The organism is Rhodoferax sp. GW821-FHT02C08 (genome assembly GCF_059421805.1).
Window position 1 is genome coordinate 1 of record NZ_JBWKVR010000073.1, and the last position, 518, is coordinate 518.

The window sequence follows — 518 nt, forward strand, 5'->3', positions numbered from 1 at the left end:
GTGCCTCCGTATCGTCGCAAAGCGCCGATCCTCCAAGAGGTCCTGTAGCGTCGCCGGATACGCCCGCACGCCGCCCGGTGAGGACAGGTAGTAGCTGCCAATGGCCTGGGTGAACTGGGCTCCGATCCAGTCCAGCTCTTCCATCTTTTGGCGCCGGACACTGGTGACCCAGACCTCGGATACCGCCTGCAGCCCAATACCCAGAATGGCCACCGCCACCAGTACCCACAGATAGGTGAAGCCACGCTGGTGCTGCGACTGGCAACTCCGCCGCGGCGGCCGTCCCTGTTGACTGTGGCTCCGCATTGGCGTGGATAAATAGTTGCGTGTGCTCTCTACCATGATGCAAAGCTGGATCCATCGCGCGCCTCGCCCGGCGCCCCGCTTTTGACATCAAACACCCCCTGCGTGGAGCCATCGGGATGCGGCACCAGCACCCAACCATCCGCGGTATCCGTCATCGGATCCACAGGCAGGCTGCGGATATAGCGTTTCTCCACCAAGCTCTGCAAGGACGC

The 518-nt window shown here is 62.7% G+C and carries 1 protein-coding gene and 1 pseudogene; both read right to left on the minus strand.

Annotated elements, in window-relative coordinates:
* A partial coding sequence (locus tag AC07VY_RS26615) for a type II secretion system protein (RefSeq protein WP_495100149.1) occupies positions 1 to 306 on the minus strand: 306 nt, incomplete at its 3' end.
* A gap of 29 nt (positions 307 to 335) precedes the next feature.
* A pseudogene (locus tag AC07VY_RS26620) lies at positions 336 to 518 on the minus strand (type II secretion system protein G); the annotation flags it as partial.